The organism is Halomonas sp. NO4 (assembly GCF_010994375.1).
Taxonomy (GTDB): domain Bacteria; phylum Pseudomonadota; class Gammaproteobacteria; order Pseudomonadales; family Halomonadaceae; genus Halomonas.
This window is the reverse complement of the sequence record NZ_WHMA01000017.1, coordinates 35419-61295: the sequence shown is the minus strand read 5'-3', so window position 1 is coordinate 61295 and position 25877 is coordinate 35419. Positions and strand designations below refer to the sequence as shown.

The following is a 25877-nucleotide window of genomic DNA, read 5'->3' as shown; positions in this document are numbered from 1 at the left end:
TACCGCGTGCAGGGAAAACTATGCAGACGACCGACCATCTGGATGAGATTCAGGATCTCAATCTGGCCTACCTGTTGCTCGCTCAGCGCCTGCTGAACGAGAATCGCTCCGCCGCCATGTTCCGCCTCAAGATCGACGACGACATGGCCGATCTGATTGCCTCGCTGAGTGCCGCTCAACTCACCACTCTCTCCCGTACCAATCAGCTGCTGTGCCATTTCGGGCATGAGGCGGCGGATCGGCTGCGCCAGGTGGTGGACAATCCCCGCGACAATGGCCTCTCCCGCTTCCACGCGTCCCTGCTGATGGCCGGGCAGGGTGGCGCCTCGCCGGTGGCGGGAGGTGAGGCATGACCCAGAAGAGCCTGGTGGCGGAAATGCAGCAGGTGCAGCTGGCCATCGAGCTGATCGAACTGGGGGCGCGCCTGCAGGTGCTGGAAACCGAGACCGACCTCAGCCGGGCGCGGCTGATTCGATTGTTCAAGGAAGTGCGCGGCATGTCGCCCCCCAAGGGCATGCTGCCGTTCTCCACCGACTGGTTCATCACCTGGCTGCCCAATGTCCATGCCTCGCTGTTCTACAACTTCTACGAACGGCTGCGCGAGGACCAGCAGTGCGAGCGCATGACGGCCTTCGTCACCGCCTACCGGCTGTATGGCGAGCAGGTGCGCATCGATGACGTGGAGCCGGTGCTGGGCCTGACCCGCGCCTGGACACTGGTGCGTTTCTTCGAGAGCGATCAGCTGCAGCTTTCCGCCTGCACCCAGTGCGGCGGGCGCTACGTCGCCCATGCCCACTCGCCGGATCACGACTATGTGTGCGGCATCTGCATGCCGCCATCGCGGGCGGGCAAGACGCGCAAGCGTCGCGATCGCGAGGCGGCCAGGGCGTCCGTCGATCCGGTGTCGGTGGCGTCGGGCTAGTCCCGCCTTTCCCCTCCGGTGCATGGCCGATGCCGTGCGCTTCACTACGCCGCCCCGGTACCTGCTGCCGGGGCGGCGTTCGTTGGGTGGTCGATTTTTTTGGCGCCGCGGCTCAAGTCGCGCCACCGGCGGCCGATAGATCGAGATAACGTCAAGTCGCCTCCCCTGAAAAGGATACCGGTTGTGCTGATTCTGATTGGCTACGTCGTCGTCATACTCTGCGTTTTTGGCGGTTACGTGCTTGCCGGCGGTCACCTGGGGCCGCTCTACCAGCCCACGGAGCTGCTGATGATCGGCGGCGCCGGGGCCGGCGCCTTCATCGCCGCCAACAACGGCAAGGCGATCAAGGCCACCTTCAATATCCTTCCCAAGCTGCGCCGCACCAAGAAGTACAACAAGGCAATGTTCATGGAGCTGCTGGCGGTGCAGTTCAAGCTGCTCAGCAAGATCCGTCGCGAGGGCATGCTGGGCATCGAGCGCGATATCGACGACCCGCAGCAGAGCGCGCTGTTCCAGGAGCACCCCAAGGTGCTCGCCGACCCCATGGTGATGAACTTCCTGACCGATTACCTGCGTTTGATGGTCAGCGGCGGCATGGACCCCATGGAGATCGACGAGCTGATGCTCCACGAGATCGAGGCGTTCGAGCAGGAGGCGCATATCCCGGCCGATGCCATCGCCAAGGTGGGCGACGCCATGCCCGCTTTCGGCATCGTGGCGGCGGTGATGGGCGTGGTGAAGGCGCTCAGCAGTGCCGATGCCGGGCCGGACGAGATGGGTGTGATGATCGCCCACGCCCTGGTGGGGACCTTCCTCGGCATCCTGCTGGGCTACGGCTTCATCAATCCGGTAGCCAGCAGCGTGGAGCGCCAGATCAAGGAGGCCGAGAAGATGCTGCAGTGCATCCGGGTCACCCTGCTGGCCAGCCTGCACGGCTATGCGCCGCAGCTGGCGGTGGAGTTCGGGCGCAAGGCACTGCACACCGCCGAGCGCCCCGGCTTCAGCGAGCTAGAGGAGTACGTACGTAATGCCAAGGCGGGTGCCACGGTCGAATGAGCGAGAGCCGAGACAAGCGGCCGATCATCATCCGCCGCAAGAAGGTCGTCCACAATCACCATGGCGGCAGCTGGAAGATCGCCCTGGCCGACTTCATGACGGCCCTGATGGCGCTGTTTCTGGTGATGTGGATTCTCTCCGTGGCCACCGAGGAGCAGCGCGAAGGGGTGGCGGAGTACTTCAGCACGCCGCTGATGACCGCCATCACCGGCGGCGACCGTTCGGGCAGCACCCAGGTGATTCCCGGCGGCGGGCCGGACCCGGTCCACAGCGACGGCGAGCGGGCACGCATCGATACCCAGCAGCAGACGCGGCCCAGCGAGCAGCAGCGGCGCTTCTTCATGGACCTGCAGCGGCGCATCGAGGCGGTGATCGAGCAGGACCCCGCCCTGCGCGAGTTGCGCCAGCAGATGCGCTTCGACCTGACGCCCGAGGGGATGCGCATTCAGCTGCTGGATACCGAGCAGCGGCCGATGTTCGCCCTGGGCAGCGATCGGGTGGAGTCCTACATGCGTGATTTGCTGCGCGCCATGGCGCCGCTGATCAACGAGCTGCCCAACGAGATCAGCATCAGCGGCCACACCGACAGCCTGGCCTATCTGAACGGCTACCGGGGGTACAGCAACTGGGAGCTGTCCACCGACCGGGCCAATGCCTCGCGCCGTGAGCTGGTGGAAGGCGGGCTCGATTCGGCCAAGCTGCTGCGCGTCTCCGGCTTTGCCGACCGGGTGCCCATGCCGGACACCCAGTCGGACGACCCGGTCAACCGACGCATCGAGCTGCTGCTGCTGCTGCCCGAGGTGGCCGATCGGATTCGCAACCCCGGCGTGCTGAATGGGCCGGGCGTGCCGAGCCCGCTCAGTCGCCGCCAGGACGCGCTCGATGGCGAGGTGAACCTCGCCCCCGTACAACAATTCACGGAAAGCCTCAGCCGCTCGCTCAGCGACGAGTGAGGCGGCTGGGAAACCAACTGACACCAGGTGGGACTGCGCATGGATATCACGGACTTCTATGACACTTTCTTCGAGGAGGCCGAGGAGCTTCTGGCCGATATGGAGCGGCACCTCCTGGAGCTGGATGTGGACGAACCGGATTCTGAGCAGCTCAATGCCATCTTCCGTGCGGCCCACTCCATCAAGGGGGGGGCGGGAACCTTCGGCTTCGACGTGCTGCAGAAGACGACCCATCTGTTCGAGAACCTGCTCGACCATGCCCGCAACGGCGAGCTGGCGCTGCGCCGGGATATCGTCGACACCTTTCTGGAAACCAAGGACATGCTCAACGACCAGCTGGGCGCCTACCGCAACGGCGACGAGCCCGATCAGGAAGCCTTCGAGCGCATCTGCCAGGCCCTGCAGAAGCTCGCCCTGGAGGAGATCGGCAAGGGGCTCGAGGCCGCCGGCGGTGAGGTGCCTTCGGCGGCGGCCAAGCCCCAACAACCTGCTGAACCGACCCAACCCCAGCAGCCGGCCGCTGTCGCATCCGAGGCCTCGAGCACAGCCGATAACGGCAGCGGGCGGCGTCGAGTAGCCCTGCTCAACGTCGGCGAGAAGGATCGCGACCTGCTGGTGGAGGAGCTCGGCCAGCTCGGCGAGGTGATCGAACACCACGGCGACGAGGCCCGCTACGAGGTGGTGATGGAGTCCACGGTCAGCGACGACGACATCGAGGCCGTGATGTGCTTCATCATCGATGCCGACCAGCTCGAGATCGGCGCCGCAGACGGCCCGGCAGCGGCCAAGGCCGGTGAGGCGGCGCCCGCCGATGACGAGGCCGCCCCCGAGGCGAGCGCCGGCCAGGAAGCCGCAACGCCGGCGGCCTCGGCGGAGAAGCAAACGGCGGATAAGGCCGCTGCCCAGTCGCCGACATCGGCCAAACCTCAGTCTGGGGGTAAACCCAAGGCCGCCGACAAGCCCAAGGCGAAGGCCAAGGGAGGCAGTGAGTCGACCTCGATCCGCGTTTCCGTCGACAAGGTGGACCAGATCATCAACCTGGTGGGCGAGCTGATCATCACCCAGTCGATGCTCGATCAGACCGTCAGCGAGCTGGAGGGCCCGGCCAACGGCAACCTGGTCAACGGCATGAGCCTGCTGCAGCGCAATGCGCGGGACCTGCAGGAATCGGTGATGTCGATCCGCATGATCCCCATGGACTTCGTGTTCAGCCGCTTCCCGCGCGTGGTGCGCGAGACCGCCGGGAAGCTCGGCAAGGAGATCGAACTGGTCACCGAAGGGGCGGCCACCGAGCTCGACAAGAGCCTGACCGAGCGCATCATCGACCCCCTCACCCACCTGGTACGCAACAGCCTCGACCACGGCATCGAGCCGCCCGAGTTGCGCGAGGCGGCGGGCAAGCCGCGGACCGGCAAGCTCACCCTCTCGGCCAAGCACCAGGGCGGCAACATCATCATCGAGGTGATCGACGACGGTGCCGGCCTCAATCGCGACAAGCTGCTCGACAAGGCGCGGGAGAGTGGGCTCAACGTCTCCGACACCATGAGCGACGACGAGGTGTGGCAGCTCATCTTCGCCCCGGGCTTCTCCACCGCCAAGGAGGTGACCGACGTCTCCGGGCGTGGGGTGGGCATGGATGTGGTCAAGCGCAACATTCAGGGCATGGGCGGCAACGTCCAGATCATGTCCCGGCCCGGCGAGGGCACCACCATCCGCATCGTGCTGCCGCTGACCTTGGCGATTCTCGACGGTATGTCGATCAAGGTGGGCAGCGAGATGTTCATCCTGCCGCTCTCTGCGGTGCTGGAGTCGCTGCAGCCGGCCAAGGAGGACCTCTACGCCATGGCCGGCGACGACGTGGTGCTCAAGGTGCGCGACGAATACCTGCCGGTAGTCGCCGTGCACGAGGCCCTCGATGTCGCCGATGCCCGCACCGAGCTCACCGAGACCATCGCGGTGATCGTCCAGGGGGAGGGGCGTCGCTACGCGCTGCTGGTGGATGATCTCGTCGGCCAGCAGCAGGTGGTGGTCAAGAATCTCGAGACCAACTATCGCAAGGTGCCGGGCGTATCCGCCGCCACCATCCTGGGCGACGGCAGCGTGGCACTGATCCTCGACATCACCGGCTTGCACAGGCTGAGCCGCCAGAAGAAGGAGGCGCGCCGCCCGCGGCGTGCCGACCGCTCGCTTGAATCCGTAACCGACAACGAGATGGAGACGTCATCATGAATCAAACGACCGATGCCGCCATGGCCACGGCAGAAGCGCAAAACAGCGAGTTCCTGGTCTTCTCGCTGGGCGACGAAGAGTACGCCATCGACATCCTCAAGGTGCAGGAGATCCGCGGCTACGAGAACGTCACTCGCATCGCCAACACTCCCGACTTCATCAAGGGCGTGACCAACCTGCGCGGCGTGATCGTGCCCATCGTCGACCTGCGCATCAAGTTCCATCTCGACAAGGTCGAGTACGGCGGCCAGACCGTGGTCATCGTGGTCAACGTCGAGGACCGCATCGTGGGTATCGTCGTCGACGGCGTTTCCGACGTCATGACCCTGTCGCCGGACCAGATCAAGCCGGCGCCCGAGTTCGGCGTGACCCTCTCTTCCGACTTCCTCAGCGGCCTGGGCAGCCTCGACGACCGCATGCTGGTGATCGTCGACATCGACAAGCTGCTCACCAGCGACGAGATGGCCCTGGTCGAGAAGGTGGCCGAGTGAGTCTTGGCCGGGGCCAAGTTTCATTTGCCCGGCTACTTTAGAATAAGCACAAACAGCGCCAGTGAGCCGTTTGGAAACAGGGGGTTGTAAGTTGAAACTGACGACGATGCAGAAACTGTGGGGCTCGTTCGCCTTCATCTGGCTGGCGATGATCCTGCTGGTCGCCTGGGGAGCCTGGGAGAATCGCCAGATCATGATCGAGGAGCGCAAGACCGCACTCACCGACTACATCGACATGGCGATGAACGCCATCGAGGGGTACACCCAGCGGGTCGAGGCCGGCGAACTCGACGAGAGCGAGGCCAAGACCCAGGCCGCCAGCGTGGTGCGCGACATGACCTATGACGAGGGGCGCGGCTACGTCTATGTCTTCAACGAGGACTACGAGCTGCTGGCTCACCCGCGTCTCCCCGTGGGCACCTTCGTCGGTGACTACCAGAGCGACGAGGGGCGCTACCTGTTCCGCGAGTTCTATGAATCGGTACGGAACGACGACGGTTTCGTCAGCTACCTGTGGGCCCACGAGGAGCAGGACTCGCTGGCCAAGAAGACTTCCTTCCACGAATACCATGCCGACTGGGGTTGGGTCGTGGGCACCGGCGTCTACGTCAACGACATCAACGCGGCCTTCTTTTCCACGTTGACCTGGAGTCTGGTGCGGCTGGTGGTCATCGGGCTGCCGCTGACGCTGCTGATCGGTGCCGTGTTCCGCGACATCGCCCGTCGCCTCGGCGGGGAGCCGCGCACGGCGGCCGAGTTCGTCGGCCATATCGCCGACGGCGATCTGGTCTCGGACGTGGCGCTGCGCAAGGGCGACGACAGCAGCCTGCTCTACCATATCGACCGCATGCGCGGCTCGCTGGCATCCACCATCGGCGAGATCAACCGCCGGGCGGACGAGGTCGACCACGAGGTGGAGAGCATCGTCGCCGTCAATGACGAACTGGCCACTCGCACCGAAGAGCAGGCGGCCTCGCTGGAGGAGACCGCCTCCAGCATGGAGCAGCTCACCCAGACGGTGAAGCAGAACGCCGAGCATGCTGATCAGGCCCGCCAACTGGCCGGCAATACCGAGCAGAGCGCCAAGCGCGGCAGCGAGGCGATGGAGAACGTCATCGCGGCGATGTCGAGCATCAACGACAGCGCCGTGCAGATGACCGGCATCGTCGACACCATCGAGGCGATCGCCTTCCAGACCAACATCCTGGCGCTCAACGCCTCTGTCGAGGCGGCGCGTGCCGGCGAGCACGGGCGGGGCTTTGCCGTGGTGGCCGAGGAAGTGCGCAAGCTGGCCAGTCGCAGTGCCGAGGCCGCTCAGGAGATCAAGGCCCTGATCGAGAAAGCCGACGGTCAGGTCACCAACGGCAGCCAACTGGTGCGCGAGACGGGGCAGGTGATCCAGGGCATGGTGCGCGACATCACCCAACTCAGCACCCTCGTCGCCGAGATCTCGTCCGCCTCCGTGGAGCAGAGCAGCGGCATCGAGCAGGTCAACCAGGCCGTCACCCAGATGGATCAGATGACCCAGCAGAATGCGGGTCTGGTGCAGAGCAGCAACAGCGCCACCCAGCGCCTGCGCGAGCAGAGCTGGCGGTTGACCCAGCAGGTGGCGCACTTCCGCGTCCCCGGGGTGGCGGCATCACCGGCGGCCATCGACCCCAAGCCGCCCCGGCTGGCCGATGCCAGCGCGCGCCGCCACGAGGATGCCTGGGCGTCACACCGCGAGCCGGCCGAAGCCTGAGACCGATGCGCCCGGTCGCGCTCGCGGCCGGGTGCATACCGATAACCATCAGGCTGCGTGCCTGTCGATCATGAGGGAATGACGTGAAGCTTCTCGACAACATGACCGTCCGGGTCAGCTGGAGTCTGGTGCTGGTGTTCTTCGCCGGCATGATCGTGCTGCTCAGCGGCCTGGGGCTCTACGCCCTGCACATCGGCACCAATGCCGTCGCCGACATTGCTCCCGAAGCCGGCGAGACGGGCCTCGCCCTGTCGCAATCCTACGCGGAAATCGCCGACTGGATGCGCCTAGGCATCATCGCCATCCTGATCGGCTCCGCCCTGGTCATGGCGATCGTGATGTGGGGCATCACCGTCAACGTGCTCAAGCCGCTGGCGCGCCTCGTCGGCTACTTCGAGGGCCTGGCCCAGGGCGATCTCTCCCAGCCGGTGGAGGAACGCGGCAGCAACGAGATCGGTCGTCTGTTCAATTCCCTGAAGCACATGCAGGACGGCCTCTCCGCCACGGTGGGCTCGGTGCGTGGCAGCAGCGAGGGCATCTACCTGGGCTCACAGGATATCGCCCAGGGCAACAGCGAGCTCTCGTCGCGCACCGAGCAGCAGGCCGCCTCGCTGGCCGAGACGGCGTCGAGCATGGAGCAGCTCGCCTCGACGGTGGAGCACAACGCCGACAATGCTCGCCAGGCCAGCCAGCTGGCCGCCGAGGCCTCGCGCACGGCCCAGCAGGGCGGTGAGGTGGTGGGGGAGGTCGTCTCCACCATGCACGAGATCAACCAGAGCTCGCACCAGATGTCGGACATCATCGAGGTGATCGACAACATCGCCTTCCAGACCAACATCCTGGCGCTGAACGCCTCGGTGGAAGCCGCACGGGCCGGCGAGCACGGGCGCGGTTTCGCCGTGGTCGCCCAGGAGGTGCGCAATCTGGCCGGACGCAGCGCCAACGCCGCCGGCGAGATCCGCACCCTGATCGAGGCTTCGCTCAAGCGCGTCGATGTGGGTACCCAGCGCGTCGACAAGGCGGGCAAGACCATGACCGAGATCGTCGAGGCCGTGCAGCGCGTCAGCGACATCATGGACGAGATCGCCTCCGCCTCCCAGGAGCAGAGCAGCGGCATCGGGCAGGTCAACCAGGCCGTCACCCAGATGGACGAGGTGACCCAGCAGAACGCCGCCCTGGTGCAGCAGGCCGCCACCGCGGCCACCCAGCTCGAAGCCGAGGCGGCCCGCCTGCGCGACGCGGTGATGCGCTTCCGCCTGGCCGGCGAGTCGGCGCGGGACGCCACCTCGGAAGCGCCCGCGGCGAATCGCGACGAGCCCCGGGGGGAAGCCGCCGCTATCGATCCCCGACCCGCCGATCGGCGCCGGGCGGCGCCGGCCTTGCCGGCGACACGCAGCGTCGCCCGCAAGGGGGAAGAAAAAGTCGACGAGGAAGAGGAGTGGGCCTCCTTCTGAGTGCCTAGCGGCTCGTATCGGCCGTGTCACGTCGCCATCACGACACTATAAAAAAATTGCACCACGCCGGCTCCCTCTGACGGACTCTCTTGCGCAGGCACATCGCCATGGCTCGCTTGAGAACGAGGGGCAAGAAGAAGAGCAGGAGAACACATGCGCAACAATCAGCCCGTCACCCAGCGGGAATTCCCCCTCGAGACAGAACACCTGCTGATCTCGCGGACCGACCTTAAGGGACGGATCACCTACGCCAACTCCGGGTTCATCGAGGTCAGCGGCTTCAGCTGGGATGAACTGGTGGGTTCGCCGCACAACATCGTGCGGCATCCCGACATGCCGGAGGCGGTGTTCGACGATCTCTGGGCGACGCTCCAGAAGGGCGACAGCTGGCAGGGGGTGGTCAAGAATCGCTGCAAGAACGGCGACCACTACTGGGTCCAGGCCACGGTGACGCCGATCGTCGAGGATGGCGAGTGCCTGGGCTACACCTCGGTGCGCACCAAGGCCGACCCCGAAGCGGTGGCGCGCGCCGACAGGCAGTATGCGCGTATGCGCGAGGCCAAGGGGAGCGGCCTCGCGGTGCACCGCGGCCAGGTGACGCGTCGCGGTGTCGTCGGCTGGTGGTCGCGCCTCAACCTGGGCAGCATTCGCGCCAAGCTGGTGCTGATGACCCTGGTGCCGCTGCTGATGCTCGCCGTGAGCAGTGGCGTCGGGCTCTTCAGCCTGCAAGTGTCTGGCGAACGCGTCAACGAGCTCAACCGCGATGGCCTGCAGGACGTCATCCGCCTGCAGCAGATCGGCCAGCTGGTGACAGAAGGACACCAGCGGGTGGGCAGCCAGGACCGCATGGAGATCCTCTCCGCCCGCGCGGAGCATGCCGCGGCGCTCGACGACACCATCACGCGCCTGCGTGATCTGTGGAGCCAGTACCGAGAGCGTGACGTCAATGCCACCGCGCTGGCCGATCGCTTCGGCGCGGCACTCACGACCTACCTCGACGAGGGGCTCGCCGATATGCGCGACGCCCTGGCCTCCGAGGATTCCCTGGATACCTTCACGGCGCTCAACAACGACGTGGCGCCGCTGCGGGCTCAGGGCGCCGAGCTCAGCGGCACGGTCAACGAACTCATCGAGCAGAAGCGCCAGGCGGCCCTGGCCATGTCGGAAGCGGCCGAGCAGGGCCAGCAGCAGATCCTGATCGGCCAGTCCGTCTTTCTGGTGATCGGTTTCCTCGTGCTGATTGCACTGGGCAGCTGGATCATGGCGTCGATCAACCGACCGCTCAAGCGGGCAGGCAACATCGCCCTGCAGATCGCCTCGGGCAATCTCGCCACCACGGTGCCCAAGCTCAAGAATGACGAGTTCGGCCGGCTGATGGCCACCCTCGGCATCATGCGCCACAGCCTCTACAACACCACCCTGGGCGTGAAGCAGGGCGTCGAGATCGTCGCACCCGCCAGTCAGTCGATCGCCGACGGCAACGACGCACTCGCCTCGCGCACCGAGCAGCAGGCGGCCTCGCTGCAGCAGACCGCCTCCAGCACCGAGGAGATGACCACCACGGTGCAGCAGAACAGCGACAACGCCCGTCAGGCCAGCGGCCTGGCCATGGACAATGCCACGCGCATGCAGGAAACCGGCGAGCTGATGCATGGCGTCGTGCAGAGCATGGAGCGCATCACCGCCAGCTCCCGCAAGATGAAGGACATCATCGGGGTGATCGACGGCATCGCCTTCCAGACCAACATCCTGGCGCTCAACGCCTCGGTGGAAGCGGCGCGCGCCGGCGAGCAGGGCCGCGGCTTTGCGGTGGTGGCCGGCGAGGTGCGCAGCCTGGCCGGGCGCAGCGCCGAGGCGGCCAAGGAGATCCGCGCGCTGATCGACGGCACCAACGGCGAGATCCAGGGCGGCGCCGACCGGGTGCAGCAGGCCGAGAGCGCCATGGTCGAGGTGGTGGAGACCGCCACTCGCGTCAACGACATCATCGGCGAGATCACCGCGGCTTCGGAGGAACAGAGCAACGGCATCGGGCAGATCAACCAGGCGATCACCGAACTCGACCAGGTCACCCAGCAGAACGCGAGTCGCGTGCAGGAGAGCGCGCGCGCGGCCGGCGAACTGCAGGCGCAGGTGGCCCGGCTCGCCCGCGACATGCAGGTCTACCGCATGCGTGGCATGGGGGTGGAGCAGGTGCCCGCGTCGACGTCGCGGCGCGACGCCGGTGGTCCGCGTCGCGACGCACCGCGCGAGGTACAGGGCGACCCCCTGCCCGTGACGCATCAACCGAGCCCGGCTCGCCACCGTGCGGCCGCTGAAGAGGAGTGGGAAACGTTTTGACCCAGCCAGTGGAAGGCCCGGCACCCGACTCGGGGCAATGGTCAGGGGGAGGTCAGCTGGAACGCGACCTCATCCTGACCGACACGGACTTCACGACCATCCGTCAGCTGATCTATGAGCGGGCGGGGATCGTGCTGGCCGAGCACAAGCGTGAGATGGTCTACAGCCGGCTGGCCAAGCGGCTGCGCCATCACGGGATGACGCGCTTCAGCGACTACCTGGCGCGCCTGGCGCAGAACCCCCAGGCACGGGAGTGGGAGGCGTTCACCAATGCGCTGACCACCAACCTCACCGCCTTCTTTCGCGAGGCGCACCACTTTCCGCTGCTCGCCGAGCATGTCCGCGAGCGCCGCGACGCGGTGTGCGTGTGGAGTGCCGCCGCCTCCACCGGCGAGGAGCCCTATTCCATCGCCATGACCCTGATGGAGACCCTGGGGGCGCGGGCCGCTGATGCCCGGGTCATCGCCACCGACATCGACACCGATGCGCTGGACCGGGCCCGGGCGGGCATCTACCCGGTGGAGCAGGTCAACAAGCTCGACGAGGAGCGGGTCAAGCGCTTCTTCCAGCGCGGGCGCGGTCGCCACGAGGGGCTGGCGCGGCTGAGGCCGGAAGCCGCCAATCTGGTGGAGTTCCATGCCCTCAACCTGCTGGCGCCGCAGTGGCCACCGGTGAAGGGGCCCTTCGACGCCATCTTCTGCCGCAACATCATGATCTATTTCGACAAGCAGACCCAGGCGCGCATCCTCGAGCGCTTTGCGCCGCTGCTCAAGCCGGACGGTCTGCTGTTCGCCGGTCACTCGGAGAACTTCTCCTACATCACCGAGGTGTTCCGGCTGCGGGGGCAGACCGTCTACACCCTGGCCGATCGCGGCCGCTAAAGTTACCCCCGCCCTGGCCGATAGGTCACTTAGTTCAATTTCGCCTTGGGTTGCAGGCAGCGACCCGGGAGACAAGGAGGCTTGCCTTGGGATCGAACCCGATCAAGGTGCTGTGCGTCGATGATTCGGCCCTGATACGCGACCTGCTCAGCGAGATCATCAACGAACAGCCCGACATGGAAGTGGTTGCCGTGGCGCCGGACCCGCTGGTGGCCCGCGATCTGATCAAACGCCACAACCCCGATGTGCTGACGCTGGATGTGGAAATGCCGCGCATGGATGGCCTCGATTTCCTCGAGCGCCTGATGCGCCTGCGGCCCATGCCGGTGCTGATGGTGTCGTCGCTGACCCAGGCGGGCTCCGAGATTACCCTGCGCGCGCTGGAGCTGGGCGCCCTGGACTTCGTCGCCAAGCCGTCGCTGGGTATCCGCAGCGGCATGCGCGAGTATGCCGACGACATCGCCGAGAAGATCCGCGCCGCCGCCAAGTCGCGCCCGCGCCAGGCACGCAAGCACGACACACCCGCCCCGGCGCGGCTCAAGGCGCCGATCAGCACCAGCGAAAAGCTGATCATCATCGGCGCCTCCACCGGCGGCACCGAGGCGATCCGCGCGGTGCTGGAGCCGCTGCCGGCCAACAGCCCGGCGATCCTGATCACCCAGCACATGCCGGGCGGCTTCACGCGCTCCTTCGCGGAGCGGCTCGACCGGCTGTGTCGCATCACCGTCAAGGAGGCGACCGACGGCGAACGGGTGCTGCCGGGGCACGCCTACATCGCTCCCGGTGACCATCACCTCAAGCTGGCGCGCAGCGGGGCCAACTACGTGGCACGCCTCGACGACGGGCCGCCGGTCAATCGCCATCGCCCCTCGGTGGATGTGCTCTTCCACTCGGCGGCGACCCAGGCCGGCCGCAACGCCATCGGCGTGCTGCTCACCGGCATGGGCAAGGACGGTGCCGCCGGCCTGGTGGAAATGCGCCAGGCCGGCTCGTCAACCATTGCCCAGGACGAGGCGAGCTGCGTGGTCTTCGGCATGCCGCGCGAAGCCATCGCCTTGGGCGGAGCGCAGGAGGTGGTGTCGCTGGAGCACATCCCCGAGCGGGTGATGGCGCTGATAGCCGCTTCGGGCCGAGCGCAGCGGGTATGATGGCATTCACCAATATCCGATAGTTTCCATTACACCCCTGATCGCAACGTGCTTTAGGAGCCGCGCTACATGTCCCGTCTATTACGCAATCTGAGCATCCGTGCTGCAGTGATCGTGGCTTTGACAACGCTGTTGTTGGCATTTTTCGCCACCATCGTCACCAGCATCCTGGCTGATCGCATGACTCAAGAAACGCTCGACACCCTCGAGCAGATCAATGTCGCGCAGCTCAACGAGATCAACCGGGCCGATGGACTGATTAGTGGCGCTCTCTATGACCTGGAAGTGGCCTCCAACATGTTCATGCTGGGGCGCAGCGGCCAGGCAGACGACCGCCTGGTCTCGGCTCTCGGCCAGCTGGAGCGTGCCGAAGCGCGCTTCGCGGACTTTGCTTCCGTGCCCCGTACTTCGCAGGGCGAAGCGCTGGGGGCGCGAGTCGAAGAGACGTTCCAGGCCGTTCTCGACCTGGCATACGACCAGCATGCGGCACTCGATCAGATGGACACCACGGCGTTCAACGTCCTGCGCGAGGAGATGGCCGAACCGGTAGCCGCTCAGGAGGAAACGTTGACCGAATTCGTGCGCTATGCCAGCGAGCGTGGCGATGCGCTAAAGGTAGAGCTCGAGGAAATCTCGACATTGTTCACATGGATCGAGTGGGGGCTTTTGGTTGCCGTTATTGTCGTTGCCGGCCTGATTTATTTCGGGTTGCGCAGCGTGGTGATTCGTCCCCTCAACGTGGCCGTCGAGAACCTGGACGCCATCGCCAAGGCCGATCTCACCTCGCGCATCCCCGAGGGCGGGCGCAACGAGATCGGACGGCTGCTCAACGCCATGCGCGGCATGCAGCAGAGCCTGACTGGGATCGTCGGCGACGTGCGCACTAGTAGCGACTCCATCCACGTGGGTACCCGTGAGATCGCCAGCGGCAACGCCGATCTTTCCTCGCGCACCGAGCAGCAGGCGGCCTCCCTGGAAGAGACCGCCTCGAGCATGCAGGAGCTCACCTCCACGGTGCGCCAGAACGCCGACAACGCCCGCCAGGCGAGTGGCCTGGCACTGGAGGCCTCGACCACCGCCGAACGCGGCGGCAAGGTGGTCGGCCGGGTGGTGACCACCATGGACGGCATCTCCGCGAGTTCCCAGAAGATCAGCGACATCACCGGGATGATCGACTCCATCGCTTTCCAGACCAACATCCTGGCCCTCAATGCCTCGGTGGAGGCTGCGCGGGCCGGCGAGCAGGGCCGCGGCTTCGCCGTGGTGGCCGGCGAGGTGCGCAACCTGGCCAGCCGCAGCGCCACGGCGGCCAAGGAGATCAAGACGCTGATCGACGAGTCCGTCACTCAGATCAAGGATGGCTCGCTGCTGGTGCGTGATGCCGGCGAGACCATGCAGGAGGTGGTCCAGGCCGTGCGCCGCGTGACCGATATCATGGACGAGATCTCGGCAGCCTCGCAGGAGCAGAGCGACGGCATCGAGCAGGTCAGCCATGCCGTCGAGCAGATGGACCAGGTGACGCAGCAGAATGCGTCGCTGGTTCAGGAGGCCTCGGCTGCCGCCGCCTCGCTGGAAGAGCAGGCCAATCGGCTCGAGCGGGCGGTGGCGGTCTTCCGCCTGGCCAGTGATGCTCAGCATGCCGCCCCGGCCGCGAGCCGCGCGCCGAGCACTCGCGAAGGCGAGAGCAGCCGTTCGGCGGCGACTTCCGCCAGCCTGCCGGCTCCCCGTGAGTCGCGCCGGGCGGCACCAGTGGATCCCAAACCCCAGCCCCGCCCGGCGGCCAGGCGTGAAGCCGTCGGCGAAGAGGATTGGGAAGAATTTTAATCAGTGAACGCAACGAGGAATTCCGATGGCCGATAAAAACATGAGCTTTCTGGTGGTCGATGATTTTCCGACCATGCGCCGGATCGTTCGCAGCTTGCTGAAGGAGTTGGGATACACCAACGTCGAAGAGGCCGAGGATGGCCAGGACGCACTGACCAAGCTGCGTGCCGGCAACTTCGAGTTCGTGGTGTCCGACTGGAACATGCCCAATCTCGACGGGCTGGAGATGCTCAAGCAGATCCGTGCCGACGACGCCCTCAAGGAGCTGCCGGTACTGATGGTTACCGCCGAGGCGAAGAAGGAGAATATCATCGCCGCCGCCCAGGCCGGTGCCAGCGGCTACGTGGTCAAGCCGTTCACGGCAGCGACCTTGGAAGAGAAGCTGAACAAGATCTTCGAGAAGCTGGGCAAATGACAAGACCGGCGGGCGCTTGGCGTCCGCCGGCACGAGGAGAAAGAGATGAGCGCAAACGAGCAGCCGGGCCAGGCTCGGTCATCGGGTGCTGCGGGCGATGATCTGGTTCTGCGCATCGGCCAGCTGACGCGCATGCTGCGCGAGAGCATGCGGGAGCTGGGGCTGGACAAAGAGATCGAAAAAGCCGCCGAGGCGATCCCCGACGCCCGAGACCGCCTGAGCTATGTGGCCAGCATGACCGAGCAGGCGGCGGAGCGAGCGCTGAACGCCATCGATCGCGCCCAGCCCCTGCAGGACTCGCTCAACGAGCGTGCCGTTGAGCTGGACAAGCGTTGGGCCGAGTGGTTCGCCGAGCCCAAGGAGCTCGATGACGCGCGTGACCTGGTCAAGGAGACACGCAGCTACCTTGCCGATGTGCCCGACAAGGCCCAGGCCACGCAGAAGGAGCTCCTCGAGATCATGATGGCCCAGGACTTCCAGGACCTGACCGGCCAGGTGATCAAGAAGATGATGGACGTGATCCGCGAGATCGAGCACCAGCTCGTGCAGGTGCTGATCGACAACGTCCCCGAAGAGCTGGCTCGCGAGAGCATGCAGCGCCAGGCCAACGACCATTGGGAATCGGACGCCCGCAAGCGGGAGGAGGGCCTGCTCAATGGTCCCCAGGTCAAGCAGGACGCCGCCGACATCGTCACCAACCAGGATCAGGTGGACGACCTGCTGGACCAACTGGGCTTCTAGCCTGCTGCGCCTCGGCTCTGCGTCCGAGGCTCCGCCCCGCGTACTCGCCGCGTCTGTCGACGCCGTCACTGACGACCGCTGCGGCGGTCTCTCCCCCCTGGCCTGCCACCGGCGGGCCCCGCCGGCCTCTCCACCCGGCTGCCGCTTTACCTGTCCCGGTGCCTCGGCTCCGGGTGGATAAGCCCACGATCATCAGCGCTTTTTGGCGTATGGCTTGTGATCTCTTGCCGCCACAATGGCAGGCTTGCAACCCTGTGCCTGGTAGTGGGCCATGGCCGACGAAAGCAGCGATCAGGAAAAGACCGAAGAACCCACGCCACGACGCCTGGAAAAAGCCCGTGAGGAGGGCCAGGTCGCACGCTCGCGCGAGCTGACCACCTTTCTCATGCTGCTGGGGGGCGTCGTGGGCATGTGGTCCATGGGTGGCTTGCTCTACGACCAGCTTGGGCTGGTGATGGAGCAGGCCTTCCTCTTCGAGCGGCGCCAGGCCTTCGACACCGGACCGATGCTCGCCAAGGTGCTGGAGCTCGGCGAGCGCACCCTGGTCGCCATGCTGCCGCTGTTCCTGCTGCTGGCGTTGATTGCCCTGGTGGCGCCGGCTCTGCTCGGTGGCTGGCTGATTTCGGCCAAGTCGCTCAAGCCGCAGCTCGGCAAGCTCAATCCGTTCAAGGGCCTCAAGCGCATGCTGGGGACCCAGGCGCTGGTGGAGCTCGCCAAGGCGATCGCCAAGTCGCTGCTGGTGGGCGGGGTCGGCATGGCCTTTCTCTATCTCAAGCGCCATGACTTCCTGGCGCTGCTCGATTTGCCCACCACCCAGGGCCTGGCTCGGGCGATGATGCTGGCGGCCCAGGCCTGCGGGCTGATGGTGCTGACCCTGCTGGTGGTGATCCTCATCGACGTGCCTTACCAGCTGTGGAGCCACACCAAGAAGCTGCGCATGAGCAAGGAGGAGGTCAAGCGCGAGCACAAGGAGTCGGAAGGGGATCCGCACGTCAAGGCCCGCATTCGCTCCCAGCAGCAGGCCATGGCGCGCGGACGCATGATGAGCAAAGTGCCCGAGGCCGACGTCATCATCACCAACCCCACCCACTATGCGGTGGCGTTGACGTACGACGAGGCGAGCATGGGCGCGCCGCGGGTGGTGGCCAAGGGGGCCGATGCCGTGGCGGCGCGGATTCGCGAACTGGGTGCCGAGTCGCGGGTGCCCATGCTCGAAGCCGCCCCGTTGGCCCGGGCGCTCTATCACCACGTGGACCTCGACAGCGAGATTCCGCTGGATCTGTATACTGCCGTGGCGGAAGTGCTGGCCTGGGCCTTCCGCCTCAAGCACGTGAACGACGAAGGGGGAGACGTGCCGCCAACGCCCGAAAACCTGCCGGTGCCGCCTTCCATGGCGGTGCCGGGTGATGACGACGCAGAACCGACCGGGGCGCGCGAATGAAATCCCTGAGCCAATTCCTGGGGCGCCGTGACTGGCTGGGTGACGTGCGCATGAAGCTGCTGGCAGGGCCGGTCTTGATCATGATGATCCTGGCCATGATGATCCTGCCGCTGCCCCCCTTCGCGCTGGACCTGCTCTTTACCTTCAACATCTCCCTGGCGGTGATGGTGCTGCTGGTGAGCATGTTCACCGAGAAGCCGTTGGATTTCGCCGCCTTCCCGGCAGTGCTGCTGTTCACCACCCTGCTGCGCCTGTCGCTCAACGTGGCCTCCACCCGCGTGGTGCTGATGGAGGGCCACGCCGGGGGCGATGCGGCGGGTAAGGTGATCGAGGCGTTCGGCAGTTTCCTGGTCGGCGGCAACTTCGCCGTGGGCCTGGTGGTGTTTTTGATCCTGGTGATCATCAACTTCATGGTCATCACCAAGGGCGCGGGACGGATCGCCGAGGTCGGGGCGCGCTTCATGCTCGACGCCATGCCGGGCAAGCAGATGGCCATCGACGCCGATCTCAACGCCGGGCTGATCGGTGAGGACGAAGCACGAACGCGCCGCGCCGAGGTGGCCCAGGAGGCCGATTTCTACGGCTCCATGGACGGCGCCAGCAAGTTCGTGCGGGGCGATGCCATGGCGGGTCTGGTGATCATGGTGGTCAACATCATCGGCGGGCTGCTCATCGGCATGATGCAGCACGGCATGAGCTTTGCCGACGCGGGACGCACCTACACCCTGCTGACCATCGGCGACGGCCTGGTGGCGCAGATCCCGGCGCTGGTCATCTCCACCGCGGCCGGTGTCACGGTATCGCGGGTCAACACCGACCAGGACGTCGGCCAGCAGATGATCAGCCAGCTCTTCGTCAACCCCCAGGTGATGATCCTGGCCGCCGGGGTGATGGGGCTGCTGGGCCTGGTGCCGGGCATGCCCAACCTGGTGTTCTTGATCTTCACTGCGGTGCTGGGCGGCATCGCCTGGTGGCTCTTGCGCCAGCAGGAGCAGCGCCTGGTCGAGCAGGAGATGCAGACCGAGCCGCCGCCCCCGCCCGAGGCGCCCGAGGCGAGCTGGGACGACGTGCAGCTCGTCGATACGCTGGGGCTCGAGGTGGGCCACCGGCTGATCCCGCTGGTCGACCAGCGCCAGGACGGCGAGCTGCTGGCGCGCATCAAGAGCGTGCGCAAGAAGTTCGCCCAGGAAGTCGGCTTCCTGCCCCCGGTGGTGCACATTCGCGACAATCTCGAGCTGGGCGCCAACGCCTACGTGATCGCGCTGAAGGGCGCCGAGATCGGCCGGGCCGAGGCCTTTCCCGGCCAGTGGCTGGCCATCGATCCCGGCCAGGTCACCGGCCAGCTGCAGGGCACGCCGACCCAGGACCCCGCCTTCGGGCTGCCCGCGGTGTGGATCGACGCTGCCCAGCGCGAGCACGCCCAGGTCTATGGCTACACGGTGGTGGACGCCGGTACGGTGGTGGCCACCCATCTCAATCACCTGCTCCATCGCCATGCCGCCGCCATGCTGGGGCGCCAGGAAGTGCAGAAGCTGCTCGACAAGCTGGGCGACGAGCAGAAGTCGCTGGTCGAGGAGGTGGTGCCCAAGGCGATCAGCCTCACCGCTCTGCAGCGCATCCTGCAGAATCTGCTCGAGGAGGAGGTCTCCATTCGCGACCTGCGCACCATTCTCGATACCCTGGCCGAGTGCGCGCCCCAGCAGCAGGACCCCAACGAGCTCACCGCGCTGGTGCGCATCAGTCTGGGGCGGGCGATCACCCAGCAGTGGTTCGCCGGCCAGGAGACCCTCAATGTCATGGGGCTGGAGGCCCAGCTCGAGCAGGTGCTGATGCAGGCCATGAACGGTAACGGTGCTCTGGAACCGGGGCTCGCCGAGACCCTGATGAGTCAGACCGAGCAGGCGCTGGAGCGCCACGAGGCGAGCGGCGAACCGCCGGTGATGGTAGTGCAGCACGTGCTGCGGCCGCTACTGGCGCGCTTCCTGCGCCGGCGGCTGCGGCACCTGGTGGTGATGTCCCAGGCGGAGATACCCGATGATCGAACACTGCGCGTCACGACTCTGGTGGGAGGCCGATAAACCATGAGCGTCATACGGTTCACCGGCGCCAACAGTCGCGATGCCATGCGCCAGGTGCGCGAAGCGCTGGGCGACGAGGCGTTGATTCTCGCCAATCGGCGCACCGACAGCGGCGTCGAGATTCTGGCCATGGCCGAGTCGGCGGCCGAAGAGAGCCCCGAGCCGGCCCCCGCTGCTGCGCCGCCGACAGCACCGCCGCCTGCGGGCGGCGGCCAGAGCGCCGCGCCCGCCAGCGCCTTCGAGGCGATGAGCGAGAAGCTGCTCGAGGAGATGCGCGACATGCGCGCTCTGCTCGCGCGCGAGCAAGGGGGGCGCGAGCCGGCCGCCGGCGTCGACGGCCAGGTTCGCCAGCTGCTGCTGGAGGTCGGTTTCGGCGCGACGCTGGCCGTGGAGATCGCCGCCGCGCTGCCCGATGAGCTGCGCGGCGCCGAGGCGCTGAACGAGCGCGTTCTGGGCTGGGTCAAGCGACAGTTGGTGGCCCGCCTCGAGGGGCTCGACGATGAAGCCGCCTTCCTCGATCGCACCGGGGTGGTGGCGCTGATCGGCCCCACCGGCGTAGGCAAGACGACCACCACGGCCAAGCTGGCGGCGCGCTACGTGATGCGTCACGGCACCCGCCCCGTGGCACTGGTGACCACCGACAGTTTCCGTATCGGCGCCCACGAGCAGCTGCGTATCTACGCGCGGCTGCTCGACGTGCCCATGTACGCGCTGACCGCCGACCAGCCGGTCAACGATCTGCTGGGCCGCATGCAGGGCAAGTCCTGGGTGATCATCGACACCGTGGGCATGAGCCAGCGCGACCAGCGGGTCATCGAGCAGGTGGGCCACCTGGGCGGCGGCAAGACCCCGGTGCGGCTGGTGTTGCTGCTCAATGCCGCCAGCCACCCGGAGACGCTCGATGAAGTGGTGCTGCGCTACCGCCAGGCTGCCCAGGCGGCGGGGGCCGAAATCGGCGACTGCGTGATCACCAAGCAGGACGAAGCCGGCCGGCTGGCCCCGGCGCTGGATGTGGTCATCCGCCATGGCCTGCGTCTGCTGTTCGTCTCCCACGGCCAGCGGGTGCCCGAGGACATGTCGCTAGCCGAGCCGCCGGCCCTGATCGACGAGGCGCTGACCCAGCGCCGAGAGGCGCCGCTGCCCGCGTCGGCACCCGCTGCCCGCGAGTCGTCGGGCGGTCGCGCCTCGACGCTGATGGGGCAGGGGCGACGCCTGGCCGGCACCCTGCAGGCGCTGCGCCGTCGCCTGGAGGGCTTCGACGCCCTCGAGCGGGTCTGGGACCTGCTGGGGCTGCCGGTCTCGGTGCAGCAGCCGCGCCTGGAGGCGCTGCTGGCGGACTATCCCGGGCATGATCGCGCGCTGGGCATACTGTGGAGCGAGCGGCGGCGGGTGAGCGGGGCGGCCTGGTCGATGCCGGATATCGCCCTCAACGCCGACGGCGACTGGCTTGCCCTGCCGCTGCTCCAGCATCGCCAGGTGGCCGGTCAGCAGCCGCGGCTGGCCGAGGCCGAATCCCGGCTGGGTGCGAGCGTCCATCTGATGACGGGGATGCCCGACGCCGAGGCGTGCCAGTGGCTCGAACAGCGCGCGCTGAGCTGGGTCAGCCAGGTGCGTGGCAGCCAGCGCGTCGCGCATGGCGGCGAGCGCCACCCGCTTAAGGCGCTGGTTGCGCTTGCCGAACCCCTCGACGAGGCCCGCTGTCGCTATCGCGGGGTGGCGGCACGGCTCCGGCTGGCCAGCCTGCCGGTAAGCATGACCCCCAAGCCGGTGCGCCGCGGTGACGACCCCCAGAATGTGCTGGCCTGGTTGGGTGAGGTGCGCGATGCCGAAAGTGGCCAGATGGTGGCTCAGCGCTACTGGCTGACACCGGCGCGTCTCGGCCGCCAGCCGGTCCCCCTGCTGCTGCATCAGCTGCAGGGGGACGGTCTGGCTTTGCTGACCCGGCGCGCCTGGCAGCAGATCGAACCGCAGGCCCTGGGCGAGATGCGTCCCGACGTGCGGCTGCTGATGGCCAGCGGTACGGCTGCCGTAGCGGCCCACCTCGACCTCGCCGAGGACGAGGCGGCCATGGACCTGCGCGCCGAGCTGCTGGGGCTCGCCGGTGCGCGGCGGCGACGTCGCGACGTGGCGCTGATGGAGGCGCTGGTACAGCTGTTCCTGGTGCGCGACGCCATTCGCCACCTGGGACTCGGTGAACGGGAGGCAGGCTAGATGGGCATGGATCAGGCCGCGGGATTGCGGCAGTGGGCCAGCGGTGGCGGTGCCGCCGGGCAAGAGGCGGAGTGCCCGCGCCATGTGGCCGAGGCACTGGTCGAGCTGTCGGCCAGCGCCGAGGCGGCGTCGCTGACCGCGCCGGCCCCGCCTGCGGCCAGCGATGCCGTCGCGCCCGCCTCTGCCCCGGCGCAGGCCGCAGCTCGCCCCCAGGAGTCGAGGGTACAGCCCTCGGCGCGCCCGGCGCAGGGCGCGGCGGTGCGCACGCTGATGGTGCTCGGTCTGCCGGGCAACAGCGAGCGTCAGGCGCGCAAGGTGACGGCGCTGCTCAACGCCTGGGCCGAGGAAGGGCGGCAATGGGTGGGCGATCCCGACCGCTGGCGCGTAGTGCCGCTGTCGGCCTCGAGTTCCCACCTGCCGGTGCTAGCTGCCGAGCAATCGCGCTGGGGGCTGTGGGTCGACAGCGACGAAGAGGCGTTCCGCCGTGCCTATCGGGTACTCAAGCAGGTGGCCGAACGTGGCGGTCCGCAGCGGCTGCTGGCCGTGCATCCGCCCGATGTCGGGCCCAAGGGCTTGCTGGACAACCTGCAGCGGGTGGCCGCGAGCTATTTCGGTATCGAGCTGCTGGTGCTGGCGCGATGAGGGGCCTGGGCGGGATGCTGCTGGTGGTGGTCGGCCTCTGGGCGGCCACGGCGGTGGCGGCCGGGAGCTGGGTGGCCAGCGCCCCGGCGGTGACGGTGGCCATGGCCGAGCGTACCGCCTCGTCGGCGCCACTGATCTCGCCGGCGGTCGAACTGGCCGGGGGGCAGCGGATCGGCAGCGTCAGCTGGCAGTACCGCACGCCCGCCGGCGCACCGGTGAGGGCCTGGCTCTGCCACGCGGAGGAGTGCGTGCGGCTGGCCGGCCCGCGCGGGCAGACCCGGGCACTGGCCGGGCGGGCGGCGCAGGGCCCCTTGCACTTCCGCTTCGCGCTGGCCGAGCCCCGCCAGCGTCCCGTTCGGGTGGAGGGGCTACAGGTGATCGTGAACCACCAGGATTCATGAAGTGGGCAGGGGGCGCGCCGCTGGCGTGAGCCCCAGGTGACGGCCGCGAGACGAGAGCATGTACACAGCACGAGGCAAGATCGAACAGGGTGACCTGCTGGACGAGTACCTGCCGCTGGTGCGACGCCACGCGTTGTCGCTGCAGGTGCGGCTGCCGGCTAGTATCGAGCTGGACGACCTGATCCAGGCCGGCACCGTCGGCCTGCTCGAAGCCATGGGTCGCTTCGATGCCGGCCAGGGGGCGAGCTTTGCCACCTTTGCCAGCCAGCGCATCCGCGGCGCGATGCTCGACGAACTGCGCAGCCGCGACTGGCTGCCGCGCAGCGTGCGGCGCAATGCCAGGGCGGTGGACGAGGCCGCCCGCCGCCTGGAGCAGCGCCTGGGTCGGCATGCGGAAGAGACGGAGATCGCCGCCGAGCTGGACATGGCGCTCGAACAGTACCGCCAGCTGCTCAGCGACACCAACAGCGGCCACCTGCTGCCGTTCGAGGCACTGCTCGAGGAGGGCATCGAGCCGGGGGTCGAGAACGCCGAGGCGGACCGGCCCTTCGATCAGCTCATCGACGCGGAGAAGCGAGCGCAGCTGGTGGCGGGGATCGAGGCACTGCCCGAGCGGGAGAAGCTGCTCATGGCGCTCTACTACCAGGAGGAACTCAACCTCAAGGAAATCGGTGCCGTGCTAGGGGTGACCGAATCCCGGGTGTGCCAGCTGCACAGCCAGGCCGTGAGCCGGCTGCGCACGCGCCTGCGCGACGCCGATTGAGCGACCGACCCGGCCCGGAGCCGGGTGGCGTCGGTTCGTCGGCTAGAGATTGCCCATCAGCGCGCGGGTACTATCCAGCGCGGCCATGTAGCAGCGGTGCAGCTGGTCCGGGCGCGGTTCGTCGGGCATCGTTTCGACCTGGTGCTCGTGGCCCTCGCACAGGCTGAGCACGGCGCCCAGCGGTCCCGAGCGGTCCTTGAGCGCGCGGATGATGGTGGCGTTGAGCGGCAGTTTGTCGAGCAGGCTCTCGCGGTCCTCCTCCAGCAGCGCATCCATCATCGAGAAGAGCCCGGTATTGAAGGCGTCCTCGGGGTCCAGGTCGGGGAAGGGGGCCGCCAGGTTGCGGCACATGAAAGCACGCACCAGCGCCATGCGCAGCACGATGTGCGAGGAGGGCTGAAGGCTCGCCAGGGTCAGCGTGAGGATCAGGCGGCGCAGTTCGATCAAGCCGAGAATCTGCATGCCGCGGCGTAAGTCGACCACTTCCTTGCCACCGCGGTTGAAGTAGCTGGAATTGGCGCGACGCAGGATGGCGACATGCAGGTGCGGCATCTGCACGACCAGCTCCTGCAGCCGCTGCAGGTCGGTGTTTTCGTCGTAAAGGGCCTGGATGAGGCGGATCTGGGCGGCTCGGTTGCCGTGCCGGCCGCGCGGGCGCGAGGCGAGGAAGCTCGGCTTGGCCAGGTATTGGCCGTCATAGTAGTGGCAGCCCAGCGCCTGGTAGCGCGCGAGCTGCTCCGCGTTGTCGATGTGCTCGGCGAGCAGGGCGATGTCGCCCTCGGCAAGGTCCTTGCGCAGGCTGTCATCGAGGTCGTCGGGCGAGGTGAGCTGCACGATGTCGGTACGCGGCAGCAGTAGCGTCGGGTCCCGTTTGACCAGACTCGCCGGCAGAATGAGTCGATAGCCGCGTTCGCGCATCTCGTCGAGCTGGCGTGCCAGGGAATGGCTGGGTTCGGCGGCGGCGTCGAGGCCGATCACCAGGCGGCTGGCCGGCGTGGGCAGCAGTTCGGGGCGCTGGAGCCACGCCATGGGCAGGCTCACGAACAGCAGCCGTTCGGCGAGCAGGCCCGTATCGCCGAGCTCGTAGACGGCGGCCGTCAGCGCGCGGGCAGTGGCCGCCATGACATCGTCGCTGGCTTCATCGGCCGGCAGGCGGTAGAGGAGCCGCTCGGCGACGTGACGGTGCTCGCTGTCGTGAATGGGCTGGAGGGCAAGGGTGCAAGGATCGAGATCCCGTGACTCCGACATGCTGCTGGGCTCCGTGCTGGATGCGGATGGACGCCTGGGCATGATACGGCAAGTCGGCGGTCGCGTCCTCAACGGCGCACGGTCGGGGGCCTGCTTGCCCCGGCGTTACTCGGCGAGCGCCCGGCGCAGTGCCTGCAGGTGGGGCTCGAGCCCGCTGGCCAGGGCCTCCAGGGCGGGGCGCGCGTGGAAGAAGCCCTGCTGATGCGTCAGGCCGTGGCGCGCCAGCCACAGCGCCTCGTCGCGGGTCTCCACCCCCTCGGCGATGAGGTCGATGTCGAGCTCGGAAGCCAGGCTTACCAGCGAGCGCAGGATCGCCTGGCGGCGCGGGTCTTGGTCGCAGTCGCTGACCAGGGTGCGGTCGATCTTGAGGCGGTCGGGGCGCAGCACGGTGAGCAGGTCGAGGTTGGCGTAGCCGTTGCCGAAGTCGTCGAGGGCAGTGGCGAAGCCCATGCGCCGGTAGGTGTCGATGATGTTGCGCAGGTGCTGCTGGTCCTGCACCGGCTCGGTCTCGGTGACCTCGAAGACCAGTCGCTCGGTGGGCCAGCCGACCTTCTTCGAGACATCGAGGGTCGCCTGGATGCAGGCGGTGGGTTCGTAGACCGCGTTGGGCAGGAAGTTGATGGAGAGATCACTGGTCATGCCCAGCTGGCTGGCCAGCTCGATGGCGCGAATGCGACACGCTTGGTCGAAGCGGTAGAGCAGCTTGGGCGTGACCCTCGAGAGGATGCTGTAGGCCGATTCCCCCTTGGGGCCGCGCACCAGGGCCTCATGGGTGGTCACGCGGGCCTTGGCTACATCGACGATGGGCTGGAAAGCCATGGTGAAGTCGAAGGGCAGGGACGCTTCACAGCGCGGGCAATGGTCGTCGCGGTCGAGGCATCGGCTCATGTCCACTCCTGGC

At 67.2% G+C, this 25877-nt stretch carries 22 protein-coding genes; 20 read left to right on the top strand and 2 right to left on the bottom strand.

Annotation, left to right across the window (positions count from 1 at the left end; all coding sequences use genetic code 11):
- Window positions 1-20: 20 nt before the first annotated feature.
- The 20 genes from flhD to FEF15_RS12580 all read left to right on the top strand — a co-directional run bounded on the left by flhD (window position 21) and on the right by FEF15_RS12580 (window position 23728).
- On the top strand, window positions 21-353 hold the full coding sequence (gene flhD, locus FEF15_RS12675) for a flagellar transcriptional regulator FlhD (protein WP_163559538.1): 333 nt from the start codon (window positions 21-23) through the stop codon (window positions 351-353).
- Entirely contained in the window at window positions 350-922 is a 573-nt protein-coding gene (gene flhC / locus FEF15_RS12670; protein WP_163559537.1) for a flagellar transcriptional regulator FlhC, read from the top strand. Before flhD ends, flhC begins: the two co-directional genes overlap by 4 nt.
- Window positions 923-1105: 183 nt before the next feature.
- Complete coding sequence (motA, locus tag FEF15_RS12665) at window positions 1106-1978, top strand: flagellar motor stator protein MotA (protein WP_163559536.1); 873 nt, start codon at window positions 1106-1108, stop codon at window positions 1976-1978.
- Window positions 1975-2931, top strand: coding sequence for a flagellar motor protein MotB (gene motB / locus FEF15_RS12660; RefSeq protein ID WP_163559535.1), 957 nt, complete (start codon window positions 1975-1977; stop codon window positions 2929-2931). The genes motA and motB overlap by 4 nt, the downstream gene beginning before the upstream one ends.
- A gap of 39 nt (window positions 2932-2970) precedes the next feature.
- Window positions 2971-5160 (top strand): chemotaxis protein CheA, encoded by a 2190-nt coding sequence (gene cheA, locus FEF15_RS12655; RefSeq protein WP_163559534.1) that lies wholly within the window; start codon window positions 2971-2973, stop codon window positions 5158-5160.
- Entirely contained in the window at window positions 5157-5651 is a 495-nt protein-coding gene (locus tag FEF15_RS12650) for a chemotaxis protein CheW (protein ID WP_163559533.1), read from the top strand. The genes cheA and FEF15_RS12650 overlap by 4 nt, the downstream gene beginning before the upstream one ends.
- A 91-nt stretch (window positions 5652-5742) precedes the next feature.
- Entirely contained in the window at window positions 5743-7392 is a 1650-nt protein-coding gene (locus FEF15_RS12645) for a methyl-accepting chemotaxis protein (RefSeq protein WP_346427863.1), read from the top strand.
- Between the two features lie 101 nt (window positions 7393-7493).
- A complete protein-coding gene (locus tag FEF15_RS12640) occupies window positions 7494-8846 on the top strand; it encodes a methyl-accepting chemotaxis protein (RefSeq protein ID WP_163559554.1) in 1353 nt (450 codons plus the stop codon).
- Window positions 8847-8999: 153 nt separating this feature from the next.
- A complete protein-coding gene (locus FEF15_RS12635) occupies window positions 9000-11183 on the top strand; it encodes a methyl-accepting chemotaxis protein (RefSeq protein ID WP_163559532.1) in 2184 nt (727 codons plus the stop codon).
- Window positions 11180-12064 carry a CheR family methyltransferase gene (locus FEF15_RS12630; RefSeq protein WP_163559531.1) on the top strand — a complete coding sequence of 295 codons (885 nt, stop codon included), beginning with the start codon at window positions 11180-11182 and terminating at the stop codon, window positions 12062-12064. Before FEF15_RS12635 ends, FEF15_RS12630 begins: the two co-directional genes overlap by 4 nt.
- 86 nt (window positions 12065-12150) lie before the next feature.
- Window positions 12151-13212, top strand: a complete 1062-nt coding sequence (locus tag FEF15_RS12625; protein ID WP_163559530.1) for a chemotaxis response regulator protein-glutamate methylesterase — start codon at window positions 12151-12153, stop codon at window positions 13210-13212.
- Between the two features lie 69 nt (window positions 13213-13281).
- Window positions 13282-15036 (top strand): methyl-accepting chemotaxis protein, encoded by a 1755-nt coding sequence (locus tag FEF15_RS12620; protein WP_163559529.1) that lies wholly within the window; start codon window positions 13282-13284, stop codon window positions 15034-15036.
- A gap of 25 nt (window positions 15037-15061) precedes the next feature.
- Window positions 15062-15451, top strand: a complete 390-nt coding sequence (cheY, locus tag FEF15_RS12615; RefSeq protein ID WP_163559528.1) for a chemotaxis response regulator CheY — start codon at window positions 15062-15064, stop codon at window positions 15449-15451.
- 45 nt (window positions 15452-15496) lie between these two features.
- A complete protein-coding gene (gene cheZ, locus FEF15_RS12610; protein ID WP_163559527.1) occupies window positions 15497-16192 on the top strand; it encodes a protein phosphatase CheZ in 696 nt (231 codons plus the stop codon).
- Window positions 16193-16463: 271 nt separating this feature from the next.
- The gene (gene flhB / locus FEF15_RS12605) at window positions 16464-17633 is read left to right on the top strand and encodes a flagellar biosynthesis protein FlhB (RefSeq protein ID WP_163559526.1); all 1170 of its coding nucleotides are present in this window, start codon (window positions 16464-16466) and stop codon (window positions 17631-17633) included.
- A complete protein-coding gene (flhA, locus tag FEF15_RS12600; protein WP_163559525.1) occupies window positions 17630-19711 on the top strand; it encodes a flagellar biosynthesis protein FlhA in 2082 nt (693 codons plus the stop codon). The genes flhB and flhA overlap by 4 nt, the downstream gene beginning before the upstream one ends.
- A 3-nt stretch (window positions 19712-19714) precedes the next feature.
- Window positions 19715-21922, top strand: a complete 2208-nt coding sequence (gene flhF, locus FEF15_RS12595) for a flagellar biosynthesis protein FlhF (protein WP_163559524.1) — start codon at window positions 19715-19717, stop codon at window positions 21920-21922.
- On the top strand, window positions 21923-22564 hold the full coding sequence (locus FEF15_RS12590; RefSeq protein WP_240454159.1) for a hypothetical protein: 642 nt from the start codon (window positions 21923-21925) through the stop codon (window positions 22562-22564).
- Window positions 22561-22965: a flagellar protein FlhE gene (locus FEF15_RS12585; protein WP_240454158.1), complete on the top strand. Its 405-nt coding sequence runs from the start codon at window positions 22561-22563 to the stop codon at window positions 22963-22965. The genes FEF15_RS12590 and FEF15_RS12585 overlap by 4 nt, the downstream gene beginning before the upstream one ends.
- A gap of 58 nt (window positions 22966-23023) precedes the next feature.
- Entirely contained in the window at window positions 23024-23728 is a 705-nt protein-coding gene (locus FEF15_RS12580) for an RNA polymerase sigma factor FliA (RefSeq protein WP_163559523.1), read from the top strand.
- A gap of 42 nt (window positions 23729-23770) precedes the next feature.
- Here the strand turns inward: FEF15_RS12580 and FEF15_RS12575 are convergent, their stop codons facing one another.
- Together FEF15_RS12575 and FEF15_RS12570 are read right to left on the bottom strand one after the other, a co-directional pair.
- Window positions 23771-24976, bottom strand: coding sequence for an HDOD domain-containing protein (locus tag FEF15_RS12575; RefSeq protein ID WP_163559522.1), 1206 nt, complete (start codon window positions 24974-24976; stop codon window positions 23771-23773).
- Between the two features lie 105 nt (window positions 24977-25081).
- Entirely contained in the window at window positions 25082-25864 is a 783-nt protein-coding gene (locus FEF15_RS12570) for an EAL domain-containing protein (RefSeq protein ID WP_163559521.1), read from the bottom strand.
- Window positions 25865-25877: the final 13 nt, after the last annotated feature.

What these genes read in the sequence shown, in the direction of transcription:
- flhF (WP_163559524.1), top strand. Translation starts at nt 19,715, where the DNA reads ATGAGCGTCATACGGTTCACCGGCGCCAACAGTCGCGATGCCATGCGC.
- flhA (WP_163559525.1), top strand. Translation starts at nt 17,630, where the DNA reads ATGAAATCCCTGAGCCAATTCCTGGGGCGCCGTGACTGGCTGGGTGAC.
- flhB (WP_163559526.1), top strand. Translation starts at nt 16,464, where the DNA reads ATGGCCGACGAAAGCAGCGATCAGGAAAAGACCGAAGAACCCACGCCA.
- motB (WP_163559535.1), top strand. Translation starts at nt 1,975, where the DNA reads ATGAGCGAGAGCCGAGACAAGCGGCCGATCATCATCCGCCGCAAGAAG.
- flhC (WP_163559537.1), top strand. Translation starts at nt 350, where the DNA reads ATGACCCAGAAGAGCCTGGTGGCGGAAATGCAGCAGGTGCAGCTGGCC.
- FEF15_RS12635 (WP_163559532.1), top strand. Translation starts at nt 9,000, where the DNA reads ATGCGCAACAATCAGCCCGTCACCCAGCGGGAATTCCCCCTCGAGACA.
- FEF15_RS12640 (WP_163559554.1), top strand. Translation starts at nt 7,494, where the DNA reads ATGACCGTCCGGGTCAGCTGGAGTCTGGTGCTGGTGTTCTTCGCCGGC.
- FEF15_RS12580 (WP_163559523.1), top strand. Translation starts at nt 23,024, where the DNA reads ATGTACACAGCACGAGGCAAGATCGAACAGGGTGACCTGCTGGACGAG.
- cheY (WP_163559528.1), top strand. Translation starts at nt 15,062, where the DNA reads ATGGCCGATAAAAACATGAGCTTTCTGGTGGTCGATGATTTTCCGACC.
- FEF15_RS12590 (WP_240454159.1), top strand. Translation starts at nt 21,923, where the DNA reads ATGGGCATGGATCAGGCCGCGGGATTGCGGCAGTGGGCCAGCGGTGGC.
- FEF15_RS12620 (WP_163559529.1), top strand. Translation starts at nt 13,282, where the DNA reads ATGTCCCGTCTATTACGCAATCTGAGCATCCGTGCTGCAGTGATCGTG.
- cheA (WP_163559534.1), top strand. Translation starts at nt 2,971, where the DNA reads ATGGATATCACGGACTTCTATGACACTTTCTTCGAGGAGGCCGAGGAG.
- FEF15_RS12570 (WP_163559521.1), bottom strand. Translation starts at nt 25,864, where the DNA reads ATGAGCCGATGCCTCGACCGCGACGACCATTGCCCGCGCTGTGAAGCG.
- cheZ (WP_163559527.1), top strand. Translation starts at nt 15,497, where the DNA reads ATGAGCGCAAACGAGCAGCCGGGCCAGGCTCGGTCATCGGGTGCTGCG.
- FEF15_RS12585 (WP_240454158.1), top strand. Translation starts at nt 22,561, where the DNA reads ATGAGGGGCCTGGGCGGGATGCTGCTGGTGGTGGTCGGCCTCTGGGCG.
- FEF15_RS12650 (WP_163559533.1), top strand. Translation starts at nt 5,157, where the DNA reads ATGAATCAAACGACCGATGCCGCCATGGCCACGGCAGAAGCGCAAAAC.
- FEF15_RS12575 (WP_163559522.1), bottom strand. Translation starts at nt 24,976, where the DNA reads ATGTCGGAGTCACGGGATCTCGATCCTTGCACCCTTGCCCTCCAGCCC.
- flhD (WP_163559538.1), top strand. Translation starts at nt 21, where the DNA reads ATGCAGACGACCGACCATCTGGATGAGATTCAGGATCTCAATCTGGCC.